Raw genomic sequence first — 13,675 nt, forward strand, 5'->3', positions numbered from 1 at the left:
GATGCAGTCTAACAGAGGCCCCGGGGGGCGGCATGGCGCGGTGCGGAACGGCGGTGGCCGTCACCGGTCAATCGTGCAAGGCGTCCCTAGGCCATACCGGTCTGGGGCGATACCCTAGTGTCCTGGTCCAGGACATCGGGGATCCGTCGCCGCGGACCCGAAACCGGAATTGGGAGAATCGATGAGCACCGAGCCCGCCACCGTTTACCTCAGTGACTACACGTCCCCGGCCTACCTTGTCGACGAGGTGGCCCTGGACTTCGAGCTCGGCGACGAGGAGACCCTCGTCCATTCACGGCTGCAAGTGCACCGCGCGGGGCATACGGCACCCGGCTCGCCGCTGGTGCTGGACGGCGAGGACCTCGCGCTGGAGGCGCTGGCCATCGACGACCGCCCCCTGGACGCCACCGAGTTCGACGTCGACGAGCGCTCGCTGACGCTCGCCGGCGTGCCGGAGCGCTTTACCCTGTCCGTCACCACGCGGCTGCGGCCCCAGGACAATACCCGGCTGGAGGGGCTGTACCGTTCCGGCGGGATGTTCTGCACCCAGTGCGAGGCCGAGGGCTTCCGCCGGATCACCTATTTCCCGGACCGTCCCGACGTGATGGCACGGTATACCGTGACCATCACCGCCGATCGCGGCGCCTGTCCGATACTGCTGTCCAACGGCAACCCGGTGGGTAGCGGCGAGCTCGACGACGGCCGTCACTGGGTGCGCTGGCACGACCCCTTCCCCAAGCCGAGCTACCTGTTCGCGCTGGTCGCCGGCGACCTGCACTGCCACGAGGACCGGCACACGACCCCCTCCGGGCGTGATATCCGCCTGGCGATCTACACCGAGCACGCCAACGCCGGGCGCACGGCCCACGCCATGCGTTCGCTCAAGGCGGCGATGGCCTGGGACGAACGGACCTACGGGCTCGAGTGCGACCTCGACAACTACCTCGTCGTAGCGGTCGGCGACTTCAACATGGGGGCGATGGAGAACAAGGGGCTGAACATCTTCAACACCCAGTACATCCTCGCCCGGCCCGACGTCGCCACGGACGCCGACTACACCAATATCGAGGCGGTGATCGGCCACGAATACTTCCACAACTGGACCGGCAACCGCGTCACCCTGCGCGACTGGTTCCAGCTCAGCCTCAAGGAGGGGCTGACGGTCTTCCGCGAGCAGCAATTCAGCGCCGACCGCGGCGCGCCGGCGGTGCGCCGCATCCAGGAGGTACGTACCCTGCGTGCCGCCCAGTTTCCCGAGGACGCCAGCCCCATGGCGCACCCCGTGCGCCCGGGCGCGTACGCCGAGATCAATAATTTCTACACCGCGACGGTGTATATGAAGGGCGCCGAGGTCATCCGCATGTACCACACCCTCCTGGGCCAGGAGGGGTTCCGCCGCGGACTGGACCTGTATTTCCGGCGTCACGACGGCCAGGCGGTGACCTGCGAGGACTTCCTTGCGGCGATGGCGGACGCCAATGACGTCGACCTCGGCCAGTTCGCCCGCTGGTATAACCAGTCGGGCACCCCGGTGATGCGTGTCAGCGACGAGTACGACCCGGCAGACGGCCGCCTCACGCTGACCGTCACCCAGGAGACCGCACCGACGGCGGACCAGCCGGATAAGGCGCCGCTGCACATCCCGCTCGCGATCGGCCTGGTCGGGGCGGACGGCGCCGACCTGCCGGTCCGTCTCGCCGGCGAGACGGATGCCCCGGCGCCGGGCACCCGTGTGCTGGACGTGCGCGAGCCGGAACAGCGTTTCGTGGTGGAGGGACTGACGGAACGGCCGGTACCGTCTCTGCTCCGCGGCTTCTCCGCACCGGTGCGTCTGGACTATGACTACACCGACGAGCAGCTGGCCTTCCTGTTCGCCAACGACAGCGACGCCTTCAACCGCTGGGAGGCCGGCCAGCGCCTGGCGACGCGCATCCTGCTGCGCTGGGTGGAGAATGGTGTCGGCGAGGTCCCTGCGACGTTCGTCGATGCGTTCCGCGAGACACTCAACGACACGGCGGCGGCCCCCGCGCTCGTCGCCGAGGCCCTCACCCTGCCCGGCGAGGGCTTCATCGCCGAGCAGATGGCGGTCATCGAGGTCGACGCGATCCACGAGGCGCGCGAACACCTCCGCGCCGCCCTCGCCCGCGCCCTCGCCGCGGACCTCCGCACGGTCTATACCCGCAATGCGGTCGATGGCCCCTACCGGCCCGAGGCGGAGGACATGGGCCGTCGGCGGCTGCGCAACGTCGCCCTCGACTACCTCGCCACGGTGGAGGACGACGCGCTGGCACGCTGCCTGGCGCACTACCGCGAGGCGGACAACATGACCGACACCATGGCCGCCCTCGCCCTGCTCGCCGACCGCCCGGATGCGGAGGCCGAGGCCGCGCTGGAGGCGTTCGCGGAGCGCTGGCGCGACGATCCGCTAGTGCTGGACAAGTGGTTCCGCGTGCAGGCGCTCTCCCGCCGCGAGGACGCCTTCGAGCGCGTGCGCGCCCTCGCCGCGCACCCGGCATTCGATCCGCGCAACCCCAATCGCCTGCGTTCGCTGATCGGTGCGTTCTGCCAGGGCAACGCCGTGCGTTTCCACCGCGCGGACGGTGCGGGCTACACTTTCCTCGCGGACTGGGTCATCGAGCTGGACGGGATGAACCCGCAGGTCGCCGCGCGCCTGGCCAAGACGCTGAGCCGCTGGCGGCGCTACGATCCCCGGCGCAGTGAGGCCATGCGGGCCGCGCTCGAACGGATCGAAGCGCGTCCGGCGCTGTCCAAGGATGTTGGCGAGGTCGTGGCGCGCAGCCTCGAACGCTCAGAGGATCATCACAACGGGTAAGCCCATGAAACGTCTCTTCTCGGTCCTGGCCACCGCGATCCTCGCGGTGGCGCTGACGGGGGCGGCGACTGCCCAGTCGCTGCCCCGTCCCACGTCGCTGCAGCAGGGGGAGGCCCGGCTGATTGCCGAGCTGCTCAGCCAGTACCATATCCGTGACCAGGCGGTGAACGACGACCTCTCGCGGGCCGTCTACCGGGCGTACTTCGACGCCCTCGACCCGCAGCGCTACTACTTTCTTGCCAGTGACATCCAGTCGTTTTCGGGCTACCGCACCGAGCTCGACGAGATGGTGCGCAACGGCCGGCTCGACCCGGCGTGGGAGATCTTCAACCGCTACTACCAGCGGGTCCGCGAGCGCGTTGACTATGCCCTGTCGCTCCTCGACGGGGACTTCATCCGCAACGGCGAAGGGCGATTCCAGCTCGACCGGGACGACGCGGACTGGGCGGCCAGCAGCGACGAGCTGGACGCGCTCTGGCGCAAGCGCGTGCGTCACGACGCCCTCACCCTGCGGCTCAACGACACGCCCTGGTCGAAGGTCCGGGAGACCCTGCGCGGACGCTACGAGCGCATGGCACGGACGCTCGGTCAGTATCGCCCGGAAGACATCTTCCAGACGTTCATGAACGCCTGGGCCGGGCGTTATGACCCGCACACCAGCTACCTCTCACCGCGTCGCTCCGAGAACTTCGACATCAACATGAGTCTGTCGCTGGAGGGCATCGGCGCGCTGCTCAAGGGCGAAGGGGCGTACACCGAGATCGTCGAGCTCATCCCCGGCGGGCCCGCCTCGGGCAGCGGTGAGCTCTCCCCCGGCGACCGAATCATCGGCGTCGCCCAGGGCGACGGCCGGATGGTGGACGTAGTCGGCTGGCGGCTCTCGGACGTTGTCGAGCTGATCCGCGGTCCGCGCGAATCCGTCGTGCGCCTGCGCGTGCTCCCGAGCGAGGCCGGTGGCAGCGCCTCCCCCGAGGTGGTGAAGCTCACCCGCAACCGCATCGAGCTGGAGGAGCAGGCCGCGAGTTCGCGGGTCATCGATGTGGACGAGGGTCTCAACGCCCGGCGGATCGGCGTGATCACCATCCCCGCGTTCTACATGGACTTCCAGGCGGCCGAGGCCGGTAAGAAAGACTATCGCAGCACCTCACGGGACGTCGCCGACCTCATCGACGGTTTCGACGGCAAGGTCGACGGCATCGTGCTCGACCTGCGCGGCGATGCCGGCGGCTCCCTGGAGGAGGCGACCCGCGTGGCCGGTCTGTTCGTGCCCGAGGGGCCGATGGTCCAGGTCCGCCGCAGCAGCGGCGACCGCGAAGTCCTGCGTGACAAGGACGACGGCACCACCGCCTACGACGGGCCGCTCACGGTACTGGTCGACCGCTTCAGCGCCTCCGCCTCGGAGATCGTGGCCGGCGCACTGCAGGACTACGGCCGTGCGGTCATCGCCGGCGACCGCACCTTCGGTAAGGGAACGGTGCAGACCCTCGTCGACCTCGAGCGTTTCGGGCTGGACGGCGACGAGCCCACCGGCCGGCTCAAGATGACGGTGGCCAAGTTCTACCGGATTACCGGCCACAGCACCCAGCTTCGCGGTGTCGAGCCTGACATCGATCTGCCCATCGCCAGCCCGGACGAGACCGGTGAACGTGCCACGGACAACCCTCTGCCCTGGGACGAGATCGATGACGTGGCGTTCCACCATCGTGCTGCCCCGCTGCCTCTCGAGCGCCTGCGCGAGCGCCACGAGGAGCGGATGAAGACCGATCCGGCCCTGCAGGCGCTGGCCGGCGAGGTGGCCCGGCAGGAGGCGGCCCAGGCGGATACCACGGTATCCCTGGACGAGGCGGTGCGTCGTGACAGGGCCGACAAGGCCCGGGCCGCGAGGCTCAAAGCGGTCAACCGTGAGCTCGAGGCGCTGGGCCGTTCCCCGGTGGAGAGCCTGGATGACCTCTCCGACGACAATCGTCCGGATCTGGTGCTGCGTGAAGGGGCACGCATCACCGCCGATTTGGCCGAGCTGACCGGCTCGGATCCGGCACGTCATACGGCGGCGGCGGAGGAGTAACCCCCGCCGCGGGTCTTGCCCTCCTCGGCCCGGCATCGCAGAGTGTAGGGCCACCGGGCCAACGCGGGGATTTCTCTCGAATGCAGCGGCTTGTGCAGTTTCCGCTCGACAATCCGTGGCTGTCCGCCCTGTTCTGGGTGGTCGTGGCCGTGGCCGTGCTCTACCTGGCGAGGCGACCGGCACGCCGGTGCATCCGGGTGGGCGGCACCGGCCTCGCCCGGGGCCTGCAGCGGGCCCATGCGCAGCTGTCGGCCGTCCGCCGGCGGCTCGGACGGACCTATCGCCGCCTGCTGGTGGCCTATGTCCGCGAGGGTGCGCGCGTGCGCACCGAACGTGAGCTTGCCCATCTCGAGCACACGATACAGCGAGACCTCTCCGGCTTTCCCCACCTCCAGCAGGTGCTCACCGGCCAGCTGCGGGACCTGGAAGCGGACTACCGCCAGACGGAGGAGACACCACCACGGCCGCCGGAGTGGGTTCGGGCGGTGGACTCCGTGGTCTCGCTGGAGCGCCCGGACGACCCGTCCGTGGCCCGTGTGCTGGACGACATGCACGCCACGCTGGAACGCGCCTGTCACAACACCCTGCAGAGCTACCGTTCGGCCAGTCATCGCCGGCACCGGGTGATCCGGCGCATGGTGCCGATCTGGCGGCGCATGAGCCGTACGCTGGAGACGATCCGCGGCGGTGTGGAGCGTGTCGAGGGCCGTGCGGCGGCGCTGGACCGGCGCATTTCGGTCTTCGAGCGCCTGAGCCAGCGGGAGAGCGATCCGGTCCGCCGCGCCGCCGGGCAGGCGCTGGTCCGCTGGATCGGAGCCCTGCTTGCCCTGGCGGTCACCGCGACCGCCGCCGTGACCCTGCACGCCCTGCTCGTGCGGCCGCTCAACGAGATCGGCGCGGCCACCGGTACCGGGCCTGCCGGAATACCGTTCTCCGCCTGGTTGTCAGCGACGTTCATCAGTGTCACCGCCCTCGCCGGCTTCGTGCTGGCGGAAACCACGCGGGTGACGCGTATGGTGCCGGCCCTGGGCAATGCGCGGACGGCGATACGTACGGGATTCGGAGTCCTCGCGGGCACGGTGCTCGCCTTGTTCGCGGTGATGGCCGGCGCGCTGGCGCTCACGCGCGACTATCTATTCGCCCTCGATGCCGCCGGGGATGCGCTGTTCGCTGGCGGCACCGCCTCGATCGCACCGCCCGTATTCATGTGGACGCCGGCACTGGTCGAGGCGGGTCTGGCCTTCACCCTGAGCCTGGTCGTGGCGCTCATCCCCATACCGCTCGAAAACACCCTGCGCCAGGGCCTGGTCGCGATTACGGCGGCCGCGGTCGCGCTCCTGCGGGTGCTGGACGCGGTCGTGCGTCTCGCCACGGCAACCTGTGTATTCCTGACCCGCCTCGTCCTGGCGCTCTACGACCTGATCGTCTTTCTGCCGCTGTTCGTTGAGCGTGCCGTACGCCGCCGCCGAACAGGGACCACCACGGAGGCCCCGGAGGGCGCCACGTGAGGGGATGTGGCATTACCCGCGCCACGGCACTGGCGGTGCTGCTGGCCACCGGCACCGGAATCGCGGCCCCCGGGACCGGGACGCGCCACTGCCTGCTGGTGGACCCGGCGGCCGCCGCCGCGGTCCCGCCCCAGGTCCTGTTCTCACAGATGGGCCGTCCCGACGCCGGGGACACGCTGCGCATCGTTGTCGGGGCCGACCGGGTGACGGATGTCACGCTCTCCCCGCGCCCGGGCCTGCGAACCGCGGAGCTGCTGGCCGGTGCCCGAGGGCTGGCGTCAGCGGGATCGGCAGCGGACGGCGGTACGGCCTGGCGGCCGTCGCCGGCCCGGTGCCTCGGTGACGGTATGCCCACGCGTGTGGTGGTGGCCGGACGTCTGACAGCGACGCCCGCCCCGGAGAAGGTGGCGGCGGGGACGCTCGCCGACGTCACCCTGCTGTCCCTGCCGGTCGGCGACGATGCCGGTGACGAGACCGGGCTGGATGCCTGGCGAAAGGCCTGGCCGGCGGCAACGCCGGTGCGGCTGATGCCCCTCGCGGGACCGGAGCTGCCGGCGACGGAGGAGTCGTCCGACGACGGCTGAACGGCCCCTGGCTCTGTCCGACCCGGCGATCCCGTCCGGCGGGCCGTTGCCGGCCGCGTGGGCCCGTGTGCCATGCCGGGATTCCGGATTCAGGGGGCTAGCTATGCCGGCTCCATGTGCACGACGACGAGCTGCAGGCGTTCACGGCCGCGGTAGGCGTTGACGTCCAGGCGGTAGGCCGCTCGCACCGCGCCGTCCAGATCATCCCAGCCGTGGTCCGCGCCCCCGAAGGCGATCGCGTCCACCACCGGCCCACCCTCCACCGGCGAGAGCCGCAGCTTGAGATGGCTGCCCCCGACGATCCGGCGCTCACGCACGGCGAACGTCCCCTCGAAGACCGGCTCGGGAAACGCCTGGCCCCACGGGCCGCCGTTGCGCAGCCGTGCCGCGAGCTCCAGGGTGAGCTCATCCGGCGCCAGCGTGCCGTCGGTGAGTACCGTGGCGTCCAGGTCGGAGGCGCTGACCCAGGACGTTACCGTCTCCACGAAGGCCTCCCGGAATCGTTCCAGATGGGCGTCCGGCAGCGATAGCCCCGCCGCCATGGCGTGTCCGCCGAAACGCGGAATCAGCCCGGGATTGAGGGTGTCAATACGCTCGAGCACGTCCCGCATGTGCAATCCCGGAATGGACCGTGCGGAGCCCTTGAGCATGCCCTCCTCCCCTGCCGGGGCAAAGGCGATTACCGGGCGGTGGAAGCGCTCCTTTACCCGCGAAGCCACGATGCCGATGACGCCCTGGTGCCAGTCCGGATGTGCCAGGCACAGGCCCGGCGGGACACCGTCGTCGCCCATCTTCGCGACCAGCTCGTCCACGTGGGCCACGGCCTCGGCCTTCATCCGCCCCTCGATCTCGCGGCGCTCGCGGTTCAGTCCGTCAAGGCGCTCGGCAAGTCCGCGGGCGTGGGCGGGGTCGTCGCTCAGCAGGCACTCGATACCCACGGACATGTCGTCAAGGCGACCGGCGGCGTTAAGCCTCGGCCCCAGGGCGAAGCCGAGGTCCGAGGCAACGACCCGGGCGGCGGTGCGCCCGGAGACGTCCAGCAGCGCCTGTATCCCAGGGCAGCCCTGCCCCGCGCGGATCCGTGCCAGGCCCTGCTGGACCAGGGTGCGGTTGGTGCGGTCGAGCGGCACGACGTCCGCGACGGTGCCCAGGGCGACCAGATCGAGAAACGCCGCGAGGTTGGGAGGTGCCATGCCGTTGGCGTCGAACCAGTCCGCGGCCGCCAGGCGGCGGCGCAGCGCGGCCATGACGTAGAACACCACCCCGACGCCGGCGAGCGCCTTGCTCGGGAACGGGTCGCCGTGGCAGTTGGGATTCACGATGGCATCCGCCGACGGCAGCGTCGGCCCGGGCAGATGGTGGTCGGTGACGATCACGCGAATGCCCGCGTCACGCGCCGCGGCGACACCATCGAGGCTCGATATGCCGTTGTCGACCGTAACGATGATATCCGGCGAGCGCTCGCGGGCGACCTCGACGATCTCCGGGCTCAGGCCGTAGCCGTACTCGAACCGATTGGGGACGAGGTAGTCGACATTCGTCGCGCCCATCGCCCGGAGGGCGCGTAGGCCCACCGCGCAGCTGGTCGCACCGTCAGCGTCGAAATCGCCCACGAAGAGCACCCGCTGATCGCCCTGTACCGCTTCGGCGAGCAACGCCGCGGCGGCGTCGGCGCCGCCGAGGGTGGCCGGGTTGGCGAGCGTCGCGAGTGCCGTGGAAAGATCGGCCGGGTCGTCGATACCCCGTGCCGCGTAGACCCGGCGGAGCACCGGGTGCCAGTCCGGCGGCATGCGGTCGGGATCGCCGGTGATCGCGCGACGCTCCAGACGTGCGGCCATCAGGCGCGCTCCAGGTGGTGGGCCAGTGCGCGGACCCGGCGCCAGATGCGGTGGCCGTCGCCGCGCCGGCACCGCCAGCCCGGAACGCCGCCGGTATGGATCCGGATCTCGCTGCGGCGGCCGGACGCCAGGGCCGCAGTGAATGCCGGGACCCAGTGGCTCTCGAAGCGCTGCAGCGCTGCGAGCCACCCCTCAAGGTCGCCACTGGTGATCGCGGCGTCCGGCGCCGCCCAGTGGACGATGTCGTGACCGTCCCCCTCGGGCAGGCGACCGTCGTCGGCAAGCGGTTCGTGCGCCGCCCCGCCGCTGGCGAGCGCCAGTCCGGCAAGCACCGGGTCGCCGGTGAATGTGCGGCTGCCAGCGAGGACGCCGCCGGGCTCCGGGTGGGGGGCGTAGCCGCCCCCCCAGAACCACAGTCCGTTCACCGTCAGACGGCCCGCGTCCTCACGGGCCGCGTTGAAGGCGAGCCCGTGAAGCAGCATCTGGGTCTCGTTGAGCAGCCCGCGCCAGGCACGGCCGTCCTCGCCCTCGGGCAGGAAGGCGTCGATGTAGCGGCCCGCCAGCTCACGGGTCGAGGCGACCTCGGGGCCAGGGCGAGCCGGCGTGACCAGGCGCAGGAACAGACGGGATCCGATCGCGGTCACGGTCAGCCCGTCTTCGCGGAACAGGCCGTTGAACGCGTCGGCGACGGCCTGCGCCTCCGCCGGCTCGAGGCTTGCCGCGTCACCGGCGAAGGCCAGAAGCCGGTCGCGGTCCGGGCGCAGATGGAGCGGGTCGGCGCAGTACCACAGGGCCTCGTCCGGGCTGCCGCCGGCGCCGGCGAGCCCCAGTGCGCCGGCGCCGGGGAAGGCGGACGGCCACGGGGCGATGCCTTCCGGGGCGGACACCCGCAGCCGGGACGCACGGGCCAGTAGTCGCTCCGTGGCGGGCACACGTCCCGTCTGCGCCAAGTGGTCCCGCAGCTGCGGCGGCAGCGGCCCAAGCAGCCCCGGTGCCAGGAAGTCGAGGCGCGGTGCCCTCACAGTGTTATCAGGACAGACGGCCGAGGATGGCGTCTTTCACCGCGCCGGTGGTCGCGTCCACGGTGCTCACTGCGCCGTCGGCATGCTGCTTCGCCACGTCCGGGTCCTTGAGGCCGTGGCCCGTGAGCGTGCACACGACGGTGCTGCCGGCCTCGATCCGCCCGGAGCGGACATCGCGCAGCGTGCCGGCGACCGATGCCGCCGAGGCCGGCTCGCAGAAGATGCCCTCATGGTCGGCGAGCATGCGCTGGGTGGCCAGGATCTCCTCGTCGGTGAGCTCGTCGAACCAGCCGCCGGACTCGCTGCTGGCCGCCCAGGCGTAGTCCCAGGACTGGGGATTGCCGATACGGATCGCCGTGGCCACCGTCTCCGGCTCGCTCACCGCGCCGCCGCGCAGGAACGGCGCGGAGCCGCTGGCCTGGTAGCCGACCATGCGCGGGCGCTCGCGGACCACACCGCTGTGGAACGGGCGGTGACCGCAGGGCAGGTACGCCGCCGTCGGCGGGTCGTGGGGTCCGAGGGCGAGCTCCGAGTAGCCCATCCAGTGCGCGGTAATGTTGCCTGCGTTGCCCACCGGCAGGCAGTGGTAGTCCGGCACCCGCTCGAGCTCCTCGACGATCTCGAACGCGGCGGTCTTCTGACCCTGAAGACGGTAAGGGTTGACGGAATTGACGATGCTCACCGGGGCCTGCTCGGCGAGCTCCTTGACGATGCGCATGCCGTCGTCGAAGTTGCCCCGGATCTGCAGCACCGTCGCACCGTGCATGATCGCCTGGGCGAGCTTGCCCAGCGCGATCTTGCCGTCCGGGATGAGCACGAAGGCCTTGATACCGGCCCGGGCGGCGTATGCCGCCGCCGAGGCCGACGTGTTGCCGGTGGACGCGCAGATGAGCGCCTCACTGCCCTCGGAGACGGCGTGGGTCACGGCCACGGTCATGCCGCGGTCCTTGAACGAGCCGGTCGGATTGAGCCCCTCGTACTTCACGTAAAGGTCAACGTTGCTGCCGAGCGTACGCGGGATGTTGTTGAGCCGGATCAACGGCGTGGCGCCCTCGCCGAGGCTCACGACGCGCACGTCGTCGGCCAGCGGAAGGCGGTCATGGTACTTGTTGACGAGGCCGGTGTAGCGGGTTCTGAACGGCATAGGTCCTTCCAAGTGACAACCAGCACGGGCGCGTGCAGGGAATGGACCGCGGTGCGGTCCGGCGCATTATTCCAGTGTTTCCACCCGGATGCGATGCACCTGGCCGCGGATCGCCTCCATCGCCTCGATGGCCTCGCAGGCCTGGTTCATCTGCATCTCCTCGACCCGGTGGGTGAGGATGATCACCGGCACGTCCTCGGCGCCCGGTGCCGGCTGTTTCTGGATGATGGCCTCGATGCTGATGCCGGAGGCGCCGAGCAGCCGTGCCACCTCGGCGAGCACACCGGGGCGGTCGAGCGCCTGCATGCGCAGGTAGTACGCCGTCTCCACGCGGTCCATGGGGACGACGGGGTCGTTCGAGAGCGCGTGGGAGTGGAAGGCGAGGTACGGCACCCGGTCCTCCGGGGCCAGGGTGAACTCGCGCACCACGTCCACCAGGTCGGCCACCACCGCGGACGCGGTTGGCTCGGCGCCCGCGCCCGGACCGTAGTAAAGGGTCGGCCCGAGGGCGTCTCCGTGGATCATGATGGCGTTCATCACGCCATCGACGCTCGCGAGCAGCTGGCGCTTGGGCAGCAGGGTCGGGTGCACCCGCAGCGCGATGCCGGTCTCGGTGCGGCTCGCGATGCCCAGGTGCTTGATGCGGAACCCGAGCTCGTCGGCGTAGGCGACGTCCTCCTGGCCCACGTGCGAGATGCCCTCGACGTGCACCTTCTCGTACTGCAGCGGGATACCGAAGGCGATGGACGCCAGGATCGTGAGCTTGTGCGCCGCGTCCACGCCCTCGACGTCGAAGGTCGGGTCCGCCTCCGCGTAACCCAGGCGCTGGGCTTCGGCGAGCACATCGCCGAATTCGCGATCGGCGTAGAACATCTCCGAGAGGATGAAGTTCGCGGTGCCGTTGATGATGCCGGCGAGCCACTCGATATGGTTGCCGACCAGACCCTCGCGGATCGCCTTGATCACCGGGATGCCGCCGGCCACCGCCGCCTCGAAGGCAATGGACACGCCCTGCTCCCGCGCCCGCTCGAAGATCTCGTTGCCGCTTGCCGCGATCAGCGCCTTGTTGGCGGTGACCACGTGCTTGCCGAGTTCGATGGCGCGGAGGGTGAGGTCCTTGGCCAGGGTCTCGCCGCCGATGAGCTCGACGATAATGTCGGTCTCCGGATCCTCCACCACCTCGAACGGGTCGGTGGTCAGACGGATGCCCTCGGTGGAGCAGGTGCGCGGGCGGTCGAGATGCCGCGCGGCAGCGTGCACGATCTCGATGTCGCGCCCCGCCCGGCGGCTGATCTCGTCGCGATTGCGCTGCAGCAGGTTAATCGTGCCGCCGCCGACCGTGCCCAGGCCCAGAAGGCCGACCTTCACCGGTTTCAAGAGCTCGCCTCCTTCAGGTAACCGTCTCTGCGAAACATCTGTTTGATCCCGCGAATCGCCTGCCGCGTGCGGTGTTCGTTCTCGATCAGGCCGAAGCGCACGTGGTCGTCGCCATAGTCACCGAAGCCGATGCCCGGCGACACCGCCACCTTTGCGTCGGCGAGGAGCTTTTTGGAGAATTCCAGCGAGCCCATGTCGCGGTAGGGCTCCGGGATGGGCGCCCACACGAACATGGTCGCCTTCGGCCGCTCCACCGCCCAGCCTGCCTGGTTGAGCCCGTCACAGAGGGCGTTGCGACGCCGCCGGTAGGTCTCGCGGATCTCCTCGACACAGTCCTGCGGGCCGTCCAGGGCGCTGATCGCGGCGACCTGGATGGGCGTGAACATGCCGTAGTCGAGATAGGACTTCATGCGCGCGAGCGCGGCGATCAGCTTGTCGTTGCCGCAGACGAAGCCGACGCGCCAGCCCGGCATGTTGTAGCTCTTCGACAGCGAGAAGCACTCAACCGCCACCTCCTTCGCCCCGGGCACCTGGAGGATCGAGGGGGCCTGGTAGCCATCAAAGACGATGTCCGCGTACGCGAGGTCGTGGACGACCCAGATGCCGTGCTCACGGCAGATGTCGACCACGCGCTCGAAGAACTCCAGGTCCGCGCAGTTGCCCGTCGGGTTGGAGGGGAAGTTGAGGATGAGCATCTTCGGCTTGGGCCAGGTGTCCTTGATCCCCTTCTCCAGCTCCTCGAAGAAGTCGACCCCGGGCACCAGCGGCACGTGGCGGAGGTCCGCGCCGGCGATGACCACGCCGTAGGGGTGGATCGGGTAGCTCGGGTTCGGTACCAGCACGTTGTCGCCCGGCCCAAGCGTGGCCAGGGCGAGGTGTGCCAGCCCCTCCTTGGACCCGATGGTGACGATGGCCTCGGACTCGCGGTCGAGCGTCACGTCATAACGCCGCGCGTACCAGTCGCAGATGGCCTTGCGCAGGCGCGGGATGCCGCGGGACATGGAGTAGCGATGGGTGTCCGGGCGCTGGGCGGCCTCGACCAGCTTGTCCACGATATGTCTCGGCGTGGGGCGGTCCGGATTGCCCATGCCGAAATCCACGATATCCTCGCCGCGGGCCCGTGCGGCGGCCTTGAGCTCGTTGACGATATTGAAGACGTAAGGCGGCAGCCGGCGTATGCGCTGGAATTCCTCGTTCACCTCAGGGCCCCTGCGTGATGGTTGCAATGTATCGAGCCCCGATTCGGCGCGCGGATCGGGGGGTATCGGTCACGAGCTCAGATAGAGGCCAAAAGCTACTCACGG

Annotated in this window: 9 protein-coding genes; 4 read left to right on the forward strand and 5 right to left on the reverse strand. The window is 69.9% G+C overall.

Features of this window, described 5'->3' with window-relative positions; genetic code table 11:
* Positions 1-181 precede the first annotated feature (181 nt).
* From pepN to ACEZHJ_RS14440, 4 genes are all read left to right on the forward strand, one after another.
* A complete protein-coding gene (gene pepN, locus ACEZHJ_RS14425) occupies positions 182-2,833 on the forward strand; it encodes an aminopeptidase N (protein WP_163139191.1) in 2,652 nt (883 codons plus the stop codon).
* Between the two features lie 4 nt (positions 2,834-2,837).
* Complete coding sequence (locus tag ACEZHJ_RS14430; RefSeq protein ID WP_018716853.1) at positions 2,838-4,898, forward strand: carboxy terminal-processing peptidase; 2,061 nt, start codon at positions 2,838-2,840, stop codon at positions 4,896-4,898.
* 80 nt (positions 4,899-4,978) lie between these two features.
* Positions 4,979-6,406: a hypothetical protein gene (locus tag ACEZHJ_RS14435; RefSeq protein WP_163139192.1), complete on the forward strand. Its 1,428-nt coding sequence runs from the start codon at positions 4,979-4,981 to the stop codon at positions 6,404-6,406.
* A complete protein-coding gene (locus tag ACEZHJ_RS14440) occupies positions 6,403-6,990 on the forward strand; it encodes a hypothetical protein (RefSeq protein ID WP_163139193.1) in 588 nt (195 codons plus the stop codon). Before ACEZHJ_RS14435 ends, ACEZHJ_RS14440 begins: the two co-directional genes overlap by 4 nt.
* Positions 6,991-7,091: 101 nt before the next feature.
* Here the strand turns inward: ACEZHJ_RS14440 and recJ are convergent, their stop codons facing one another.
* From recJ to alaC, 5 genes are all read right to left on the reverse strand, one after another.
* The gene (gene recJ / locus ACEZHJ_RS14445; RefSeq protein WP_375036647.1) at positions 7,092-8,828 is read right to left on the reverse strand and encodes a single-stranded-DNA-specific exonuclease RecJ; all 1,737 of its coding nucleotides are present in this window, start codon (positions 8,826-8,828) and stop codon (positions 7,092-7,094) included.
* On the reverse strand, positions 8,828-9,850 hold the full coding sequence (locus tag ACEZHJ_RS14450; protein WP_163139194.1) for a hypothetical protein: 1,023 nt from the start codon (positions 9,848-9,850) through the stop codon (positions 8,828-8,830). The genes recJ and ACEZHJ_RS14450 overlap by 1 nt, the downstream gene beginning before the upstream one ends.
* Before the next feature lie 7 nt (positions 9,851-9,857).
* Positions 9,858-10,994 carry a threonine synthase gene (gene thrC / locus ACEZHJ_RS14455; RefSeq protein WP_018716858.1) on the reverse strand — a complete coding sequence of 379 codons (1,137 nt, stop codon included), beginning with the start codon at positions 10,992-10,994 and terminating at the stop codon, positions 9,858-9,860.
* A 66-nt stretch (positions 10,995-11,060) separates the two neighbouring features.
* Positions 11,061-12,371 (reverse strand): homoserine dehydrogenase, encoded by a 1,311-nt coding sequence (locus ACEZHJ_RS14460; protein WP_018716859.1) that lies wholly within the window; start codon positions 12,369-12,371, stop codon positions 11,061-11,063.
* Positions 12,368-13,570 carry an alanine transaminase gene (gene alaC / locus ACEZHJ_RS14465; RefSeq protein ID WP_018716860.1) on the reverse strand — a complete coding sequence of 401 codons (1,203 nt, stop codon included), beginning with the start codon at positions 13,568-13,570 and terminating at the stop codon, positions 12,368-12,370. Before alaC ends, ACEZHJ_RS14460 begins: the two co-directional genes overlap by 4 nt.
* Positions 13,571-13,675: the final 105 nt, after the last annotated feature.

Source organism: Arhodomonas sp. KWT2 (assembly GCF_041949875.1).
Taxonomy (GTDB): Bacteria; Pseudomonadota; Gammaproteobacteria; order Nitrococcales; family Nitrococcaceae; genus Arhodomonas; species Arhodomonas aquaeolei.

Excerpts from the sequence above, each read along its gene's own strand:
- pepN (WP_163139191.1), top strand. The coding sequence starts at position 182 with ATGAGCACCGAGCCCGCCACCGTTTACCTCAGTGACTACACGTCCCCG.
- ACEZHJ_RS14430 (WP_018716853.1), top strand. The coding sequence starts at position 2,838 with ATGAAACGTCTCTTCTCGGTCCTGGCCACCGCGATCCTCGCGGTGGCG.
- ACEZHJ_RS14435 (WP_163139192.1), top strand. The coding sequence starts at position 4,979 with ATGCAGCGGCTTGTGCAGTTTCCGCTCGACAATCCGTGGCTGTCCGCC.
- recJ (WP_375036647.1), bottom strand. The coding sequence starts at position 8,828 with ATGGCCGCACGTCTGGAGCGTCGCGCGATCACCGGCGATCCCGACCGC.
- thrC (WP_018716858.1), bottom strand. The coding sequence starts at position 10,994 with ATGCCGTTCAGAACCCGCTACACCGGCCTCGTCAACAAGTACCATGAC.